The sequence below is a fragment of the Kitasatospora sp. MBT63 genome (assembly GCF_000710465.2).
In the GTDB taxonomy this organism is placed as follows: Bacteria; Actinomycetota; Actinomycetes; order Streptomycetales; family Streptomycetaceae; genus Kitasatospora.
Window position 1 is genome coordinate 1 of sequence record NZ_JAIZ01000273.1, and the last position, 7,748, is coordinate 7,748.

Genomic DNA, 7,748 nt, shown 5'->3' on the forward strand with positions numbered 1-7,748 from the left:
CCCGCAAGAAGTCCGACCCCGGCGACGCCCTGGTCCTGGCCAACATCCTGCGCACCGACATACACGCCCACCGGCCCCTGCCCGACGACAGCGACCTGGCCCGTGCCGTCGCCGTCCTCGCCCGTGCCCAGCAGGACGCGGTCTGGAACAAGCAGCAGATGGCCAACCAGCTCCGCTCCCTGCTTCGCGAGTACTACCCAGCCGCCCTGGCCGCCTTCGAGTCGTGGAAGAACGGTCTGTGCCGCCCCGAGGCCCGCGAGATCCTCAAGGCCGCCCCCACACCGTCCAGGGCCGCGCGGCTGACCCGCACGCAGCTCGCCGCCGCCCTCAGGCGGTCCGGTCGCCAGCGCGGTATCGAGGCGGAGGCAGATCGGCTGCGCGAGGTCTTCCGTGCCGACTGGGCCCACCAGCCCGCCCTGGTCGAGGACGCCCTCGACCGGCAGATGCTCGCCCTCCTGGGCCAGCTCACGGCCGCCTGCACCGCCGCCGACGACCTCGCCCAGGCCGTCGAGGATGTGTTCCCACAGCACCCGGACGCCGAGATCATCCTCAGCTTTCCCGGCCTCGGCACCCAGCTCGGCGCCCGCGTCCTCGCCGAGATCGGCGACGACCGTCACCGGTTCGCCGACGCCCGCGGTCTCAAGTCCTACGCGGGCGCATCTCCCGTCACCCGGGCCTCCGGTAAGAAGTCCAGCATCACCCGCCGGTGGGTGAAGAACGACCGGCTGAACCACGCCGGCTACCTGTGGGCCTTCTCCGCGATCACGGCGTCGCCCGGTGCGAAGGCCCACTACCGCCGCCGCCGTGACGACCACGCCGACTGGCACGCCGCCGGCCAGCGCAACCTGTTCAACCGCATGCTCGGCCAGCTCTACCACTGCCTCAGGAACCGCCGCCTGTTCGACGAACACACCGCGTTCCCGGCGCCGCAGGCCCCAGCACTGGCGGTGTCGTAGGTGATCTCGCTTGCGACTCACCGCCCCGCGGAGGCCGCTGGGCAGCGTGCTTGAATCACCGGATGATCGACTGGTCCACACTCCACGACGCCTACGGCCCGGCACACGCGATACCCGGGCTGCTGGACCGGGCCGTCGATCGTGACCAGGAGGCGATCGACCTGCTCTGGGGGAGCTTGTGCCACCAGGGGACGATCACCCCCGCGAGCATTGCCGCATTGCCGCGGCTGGCGGACATCGCGAAGGCCGAGGACATCGGGGACTGGGCGCTTGATCTGGCCGGCGCCATAGCGGGTGGACTCCTCCAACCCCACGGCGTCGACGAAGAAGTCGCCCGGTGCGCGCCGACCCTGGCCGAGCTGCGGGTCACGGCTGCTGCTCGGCTGAGGCCTGGCCTGAACGGGAAGACCTACCTAGGCCGGCTGCGGGTCATGCTCGCGTTCGACGGCCAGCCTCTGTGGTTCGAGTCTCTGGACGACTTCACCGACTCCTTCGTCACCGTCGCCTGCCCGCACTGCGACGCCTCGGTGACGATCGCGGTGGGCGACTACGGTTGCTACTCGTCGATCCGGGACTGGCACCTGGGGGACGTCCACCAGGTCCCGCTCCGGCCGGCCGCCTCGCACGAGCTGACCGGCATCGGGAGGACGCTGTGCGAGCTGGCTGTACGGGATGGCCAGCAAGAGCTGGCCTGGGGTCTGACGCACCTGTTCGGCCGGGCGGAATGCCCAGGATGCGGGAGCGTCTTCGGCATCGCCGACGAGTACGAGGCCGCCAACGCACCCGCCCCATGGAACTTCACCCGAAGCCACACCAAAGACGCTCCCTGACCACCGGCAGGGACCTCAAAATCGAACACTGGGCTCGTGCCCGCTGCCCTGACTTGACGGCTTGGCGCCGTGAGGTGTCTGACAGCTTCGGATGCCAGTTGATCTGCTCAGACGGCCCGGGAGCCTCAGATAACAGAACCAGCGTGCTCGGCCCTCGTGACCGCACCACCGTCACCTGCCCGCGCTGCGGACCCGCTCACAGCCACCCCGTCGACCAACCCCCACTCACCGTCCACACGTTCAGCAGCGGGACGCCAACCTCCTGCGGGCCGAACCGCCCGGCGGCAGGTCGCTAATCGAGCAAGGCGCCCATGTGGCAGTCGTCGGTGCGCATCGGCCAGAAGTGGTCCTCGGTGGCCCACGCCGGGGGATCGAGGGCGCGCAGGAGGGTCTCACCGACGCTGTCGAGGAGATCGCGGGGCCGGAAAACTGCCCACGGTGATGAAGCGGCCGGACTGCTGCAGCGCCTACGGTCCGCACGGAGCCGCTCGAAGGTCCACAGCACATGGAGCAATGTGGCGACATCGCGGTGGAGGTAGGGCGCGGGCTGGTTGTCGTCGAACCGGTCGGGAAGCTCGATCCGGCCGGTGGCGCCGTTGAGCGCGACGTCGAGGTCGTACATCCACCCGCCAAGCACTGCGAACTCGCCCTGGTAGTGGCGCCCGGTCGACTCCCCGTCGCCGGGTACGTAGTCTCCGGGGTAGCACTCGGCCATGGTTGCCAGCGGCCCGTCGGAGTCAACTACCAGGGTGCAGCGGTCGGAGACTGGCAGGCCGACGTCGGTGAGCAGGCGCCGTGTCGGGCCGTGGACGAGACTCTCGGGCAGGTCGTGGGGGCCGAACCGCCGGACGGTGCCGTCACCGGTCAGTGCGGCGAGGTCCTCGACCAGGTCGGGCCCGATCACGACCGAGTTGCCCGGCTTCGCGGGTTCCGCGCCCCAAGCCAGTGCACGGACCCGCAGTGCGGTTTCCCAGTGCGCGGGCCGTCCACCGGTGCGCCTCCACAGTTCCGGATCGGCCTCGCGCATCTCCCGCAGACCGATCCGCACGGCCGCGTCGACGGTCGCGGGCCCGTACGGAGGGTCCTCCTCGCCCGGTTCCCTCTCGTAGTCGCCCGCGGCACACAGCGTGGTGGACTCCACCACCAGCATCATCGCGATCAGGGCGCGCGGGTTGCTGGCCAGCAGGTCGCGTCGAAGCACCCCGTGCTTGTCCGGGCAGGCCAGGTACACCGCGCCGTTCGCACCGTCGAGCAGCACGGTCACGTCCTCGTTCCCCGACGGGTACAGGGCCTCGCCCAGGACGAACAGGCCCCCGCCGTCTTCAACGATAAGGTCGCCGAACCGCTCGCCGACCGTGCACGGTGGCCCTTCGGAGGTGGCTCGCAGGTCCAGATACGCGTAGCACCAGGACAATTCGCCGCCCGCCAGCAGTTCCCGGCTCGTCTCGTCCGTCAGTCCGGCCGGCTGGCCGTGAGCATTCCCGCCTGCACCTAGTCCCACCGTCGTGCCCCCCGCGTGGTTGTTCGTCGTCGGACGACGGTGCCCGCTCCTGTCCGTGAGGAAGTCCTGGAACTCCCGTTCCTCGTACTCGTAGTCGTCCACCGCCACCAGGCGTTCCTCCCCGGCCTCGGCATCGGACTCTATCCCCGGCTCCGGTCCGACCGACTCACTCACGCTGGCTCCGGGGCCGGCTGCGGGTCGGCGACCCGGTCGATGGTCGTGCGGGCGATGCCCGTGGCTCGGTGCAAGTCAATAGGGCGCATGCCGACGCCCAGCGCCGCCGCGATCAGGCGGTTGCGCTCGTTGTCAAGCATCACCTTCGCTTCGCCTGCGGTCGGATGCTTGGTGCGCCAGGCCTCGGCTGCGATCCTCGCCCAGCGAGTGTGGTCCCAGTGGCCGCCCTCGACCGGGTCGCCGAAGTGTGCTGGGCAGCGCGATCCGGGCCCGGCCGGCGCGTCCTCCATACAGGTTCGATGGCCACAGAGTTCCCGCACGCGGATTCCGTCGTCAGGGTGGCCGCCAGCCATCAAGCGACGCGAAGCAAAGCGGGGGGTGCCCGGGTAGTGCAGGACGGCAGTGCGGCGGATGGGCGAACCAATCTCCACCTCGAACGGTCCCTTGTGCTGCCAGCCATCGCTCCAGTGCTGGACGATGTGGCCGGCGACCGCGAGAGCGACGAGCGGGTGCCACTCGACCGGCCCGCCCCATCCGACTCTCTCCGTGGAGGGCGAGTCCAGCACGACCGGGATCGGGGTCCCCTCGTCGGTCCCGGCTTGCTCGATCGAGGCCATCGCCTCGCGGATCAGTTGGCCGGTGGTGACCGTGGAGCTCACAACACCCTCCAGATGCAGCGCGCACTACAAACAATGCATCGCACGCTACATCTGGCGATGGGTCACGCACAACCTGCCACGGATGTCAGGTCCGTGAGGCCCGCTTCGAGGCGCTAGCGAAGGCGATGGCCACCCCGCCGCCACCGTTCGGAGCTCCTCGCGAAACTCAAGGCCGGCGACCTCGCTCTGGAGGACTCCCTGGCGCGGAAGGACGATGTCACCGGGAAGACCAGGATCTTCAAGCTGCTGACGAGCCTGCCGGGCGTCGGGGAGGTGCGGGGCCGGCGCTTGCTGACGGAGCTCGGCATCTCCGAGAGCCGGCGCGTCCACGGTCCGGGGGCGCAGCAGCGCCAGCGGTTCGTGGCCGCGTTCGCGGCTCCGCCCTGAGCCGCCTCCGCCCGCCCGTACGGGCTCGGTCTCGGTGCGTCCGGAATGCGGCGTGCCAGAGCGTGCCCCGGCACGCCGCTCCGGCCGCTACAGCCGGAGGACGGCCGCGGACACCAGGGCGCTGACCGCCCAGGCCAGCAGAGCCACCTCCCACGGTCTGTAGCCGTTCCGCTGGGCCCACTGCCGGGTGAGCAGCTGTGCGCAAGGCGCGGCGAGCGCCATCACGGACGCGGATCGCTTCATGATCGTTCCTGCCTTTCAGGTTGTCGGACGTACCGGGCCCACGGCGGGCCCACTTCCAGAGAAGCAACTCCAACTGCTCCTGATCAACTGCCGATTACCCGTTTGCAAGTTGTCGGGGGCTGCGCCGGGAGTACCTTGTCGGAGCCGTCGCCGCGGCACCCCGGTTCGTGGGTGGGCGCCACTACCCTTGGGCCATGAACGACGACCTGGTGCCCCCGCCACTGCGGCGTGAGGATCTCCTGCGCGCGGCGGCGGAGGCCGGGTACGTGGTCAGCGAGCGCCTGCTGGAGACGCTTCGCTCCCAGGGCCTGGTCCCCCGGCCGAGGCGGACGGCGAACAACGGGGTCAGGCCGGTCTGGTCCTACCCAGCCGGTGCCGACGGCCAGCTCGTGGCGGTGATGGCCTACCGCGCCCACACCAAGGACCCGGCCACCTTGCGGGCTCTGCTGTGGCTGGACGGCCACGCCATCGACACGGCCACCGGCCGCGAGGCCCTGGCCGCAGTCCTCGACCAGACCTGCCGTGAGCTCGAGAACGCCTTGACGGCCGAGGCCGAGCGACTGGGCAAGGCCGGTCCCGGCTCCCGCGACCGCGCGCTGGAGTCGCTGGCCGGCCAGCTCTCCGGCCGCCGTGGCTCGCACGCCCTTCCGCGCCGCGTGCGCGTGAAGGCAGCGGACCGGGCCGATGCCGTGGTGAGGCTGCTGAGGGCCTTCGCTTTCGGTGAGCAGCAGGGTGTCAGCGAGGACGACGCCTTGATGGCCGAACGGGTTCTGGGGATCTCGCCTGGTCGTCGTGATCGTGTCGCCGATGCGGGCCCCTGGCTCACCGGTCCGGCAGCCGAGTTGTTCGAGTTCGGCGCCGGTGTCACCTCGCTTCCCGCCATCACCGGGTCGGTCGCGGCGGCCGGCGACGACGAGCTGGAGCGGGCGCGTGTCCTGGCCCAAACGCTCGTCGCGGGCCTCGCTCTCGCCAGTCGGGTGCTCGATGAGGCGACCGGCAGTGCGAATCGGGCCGGCCTCCAGGCCGTCTCGGATCTCGCCGGGGAGCCGTTCGTACGGCTACTGATGGTTGGGCTGGCCACGTCCCTGATCAGCCGCGGCTACGCCGAACAGCTGGAACACGTCACCGCCGCCGCAGGCCGGTTCCAACCGCTGCTGGGCGACCTCGATCGCGTCCTGGAGATGCCCGCGAGCACCGTCGCACGCAATCTCCGAAGGGCCGAGCCGGAAGTACGGGCAAGCGCGACCCGTCTCATCGACGCGGCTCTCGACGGTCGCCTGAAGCCCGGGCCGGCCGCCGGCATGTGAGCCGTCCTCCGTCGGCGATGTGCGGCAGCCGTCGTCGGCCCGGCCCGCACCTCGGTGTGCGTAGCCGTGCCGCCCTGCGGCTCTCTGTCGCCGGCTGGCTCGGTGCCATCTGATGGGACCGGGTACGGCACGATGGTCGCCCTGGCGGCGCTACCAGGTGCAGCGCCGGACCGAATTGGAGGGGCGATGGCGGCAAGCGACGATGCGGCGAGACTGCGGGAGTTCGTGGGAACCTTCGCGGGCCTGCGGCTGGGCGACGACACCTGGTGCTTCCGCTCCGTCGCGCAGATGGTCCTGGAGATCGGCATGGTCTGGATGCCCTCACCGTGGCCTGGCGACCGCCCCCAGTGGCGGCCAGGTCGCTGCTTCGATGCGGCCACGGAATACGCCGATGCCACCCGGGCCATCTACGTCGAGGGCTTCGTCCTGGTCCCAGGGCTGACCGCGTGGCCGGTGTTCGAACACGCCTGGTGCCTTCGGGACGGCAAGGTCGCGGACCCGTCTCTGCCCGACGGACACGCCGCGCTCTACCTCGGGATCGCATTGGCCCCGGCGTTCCGGGCCGCCGAGCAGGCCCGGCGTGCGACGTGCGCTGTCCTTATGCCCGACCCGTCCGATTTCCGCGTCGGCGACAACGAGCAGGTGCTGCGGTGGGGCCTGCCCGAGGGAGCAGTAGCCGCATGGGCCGGGCATCCTGGTGCGGGGGACCTGACGCCGTAGCGCTGGGGTGGGTGGCCTCCGCTGCGGCCGGCAGGCGAGCGCTGATCGCGTTGGTCTACGGGTGCTTCGGCTACAGCTGGGTGCACAGCTCGGCCCGGGTGATGCCGGCGGCGTTCAACTCGTCGATCACGACGTGGAGCACAGCGCGGGCCATCATCGGCGCTACTGCGTCCTTGCAGTCCAGCCAGACCCGCGGAGCGGTTCCGCCGGCGTCGACTGCGGCGTGGTTGGGGCTGTAGAAGGTCACCCCGGTGGAGAGGGCGTCGTCCATCTCCTGCACGGTGAGCTCCTGACCGCCGTCGGTGACCCGCATCAGGCGTGGCAGAGCGGCCGTCAGCGCGGTGACCACCGCCGGGCGGTCGGTCTCGGAGGAACGCACCTCGACCGCCCACAGCTGCTGCTCGCAGATTCCGTGGTCGGCGATGATGCGCAGCGTCCCTGGGTGGACCATCAGGCCGGCGTCGGTGCTCATCGAGGTGACGGCCCGGCTCGTCCAGGGCGCGGCCTGCGCGGAGTAAGCCCGGGCGTACGCGTCGGCGACCCGCCAGAGCATGTCGCCTCCGGTGTCGCGCACCGCCCGCTCGAACAGGTCGGCGGCCCCCTCGTCGCCGGCGGTCAGCGCTGCGCATCCCTGCTGGAAGAGCGATTCGGGCCCGGGCGTTGCGGCATCGGTCATGACCGAGGGGTATCACGCCGGTCCGACAGGGCACGGGGGCGATGCGACCTGCTGGCGCCCGGCGCCGCGGTGCGGGTGTCCGCAGCCGGGTGGGCCGCGGACACCCGGGCACGTCAGGCGCCCTTGGCGGCGTCCTTGAGCTTGGAGCCCGCGCTGACCTTGGCGCTGTAGCCGGCCGGGATCTGGATCGGCTCGCCGGTCTGCGGGTTACGGGCGGTACGGGCGGCACGGTGGGTGCGCTCGAAGGTCAGGAAACCGGGGATGGTGACCTTCTCGTCGCCCTTGGCGACGACCT

General features: G+C 70.9%; 10 protein-coding genes. 5 read left to right on the top strand and 5 right to left on the bottom strand.

Features of this window, described 5'->3' with window-relative positions; all coding sequences use genetic code 11:
• Positions 1-956, top strand: a 956-nt coding sequence (locus tag AA75_RS17210) for an IS110 family transposase (protein WP_033820945.1), incomplete at its 5' end; no start/stop codon positions are given.
• Positions 957-1,018: 62 nt separating this feature from the next.
• On the top strand, positions 1,019-1,786 hold the full coding sequence (locus AA75_RS17215) for a hypothetical protein (RefSeq protein WP_033820946.1): 768 nt from the start codon (positions 1,019-1,021) through the stop codon (positions 1,784-1,786).
• A 292-nt stretch (positions 1,787-2,078) separates the two neighbouring features.
• Here the strand turns inward: AA75_RS17215 and AA75_RS17220 are convergent, their stop codons facing one another.
• On the bottom strand, positions 2,079-3,461 hold the full coding sequence (locus AA75_RS17220; RefSeq protein WP_033820947.1) for an SUKH-4 family immunity protein: 1,383 nt from the start codon (positions 3,459-3,461) through the stop codon (positions 2,079-2,081).
• Positions 3,458-4,120, bottom strand: a complete 663-nt coding sequence (locus tag AA75_RS17225) for a hypothetical protein (protein WP_033820948.1) — start codon at positions 4,118-4,120, stop codon at positions 3,458-3,460. Before AA75_RS17225 ends, AA75_RS17220 begins: the two co-directional genes overlap by 4 nt.
• Before the next feature lie 186 nt (positions 4,121-4,306).
• Between AA75_RS17225 and mihF the strand changes: the two genes are divergently transcribed.
• On the top strand, positions 4,307-4,507 hold the full coding sequence (mihF, locus tag AA75_RS53715; protein ID WP_304441495.1) for an integration host factor, actinobacterial type: 201 nt from the start codon (positions 4,307-4,309) through the stop codon (positions 4,505-4,507).
• An 87-nt stretch (positions 4,508-4,594) separates the two neighbouring features.
• On the opposite strand, the gene AA75_RS49410 is transcribed toward mihF, so the two are convergent.
• Entirely contained in the window at positions 4,595-4,750 is a 156-nt protein-coding gene (locus tag AA75_RS49410) for a hypothetical protein (RefSeq protein ID WP_158515517.1), read from the bottom strand.
• A 194-nt stretch (positions 4,751-4,944) separates the two neighbouring features.
• On the opposite strand from AA75_RS49410, the gene AA75_RS17230 reads away from it, so the two are divergent.
• Both AA75_RS17230 and AA75_RS17235 read left to right on the top strand, forming a co-directional pair.
• Positions 4,945-6,057, top strand: coding sequence for a hypothetical protein (locus AA75_RS17230; RefSeq protein ID WP_033820949.1), 1,113 nt, complete (start codon positions 4,945-4,947; stop codon positions 6,055-6,057).
• 186 nt (positions 6,058-6,243) lie between these two features.
• Entirely contained in the window at positions 6,244-6,777 is a 534-nt protein-coding gene (locus tag AA75_RS17235) for a hypothetical protein (RefSeq protein ID WP_033820950.1), read from the top strand.
• A gap of 70 nt (positions 6,778-6,847) precedes the next feature.
• Here AA75_RS17235 and AA75_RS17240 read toward each other — a convergent pair whose 3' ends face one another.
• Both AA75_RS17240 and AA75_RS17245 read right to left on the bottom strand, forming a co-directional pair.
• Positions 6,848-7,453: a hypothetical protein gene (locus AA75_RS17240; RefSeq protein ID WP_033820951.1), complete on the bottom strand. Its 606-nt coding sequence runs from the start codon at positions 7,451-7,453 to the stop codon at positions 6,848-6,850.
• A 113-nt stretch (positions 7,454-7,566) separates the two neighbouring features.
• Positions 7,567-7,748: HU family DNA-binding protein (locus AA75_RS17245; RefSeq protein ID WP_033820952.1), on the bottom strand; the 182-nt coding region annotated here is incomplete at its 5' end.

What these genes read in the sequence shown, in the direction of transcription:
- AA75_RS17215 (WP_033820946.1), top strand. Translation starts at nt 1,019, where the DNA reads ATGATCGACTGGTCCACACTCCACGACGCCTACGGCCCGGCACACGCG.
- AA75_RS49410 (WP_158515517.1), bottom strand. Translation starts at nt 4,750, where the DNA reads ATGAAGCGATCCGCGTCCGTGATGGCGCTCGCCGCGCCTTGCGCACAG.
- AA75_RS17230 (WP_033820949.1), top strand. Translation starts at nt 4,945, where the DNA reads ATGAACGACGACCTGGTGCCCCCGCCACTGCGGCGTGAGGATCTCCTG.
- AA75_RS17235 (WP_033820950.1), top strand. Translation starts at nt 6,244, where the DNA reads ATGGCGGCAAGCGACGATGCGGCGAGACTGCGGGAGTTCGTGGGAACC.
- AA75_RS17240 (WP_033820951.1), bottom strand. Translation starts at nt 7,453, where the DNA reads ATGACCGATGCCGCAACGCCCGGGCCCGAATCGCTCTTCCAGCAGGGA.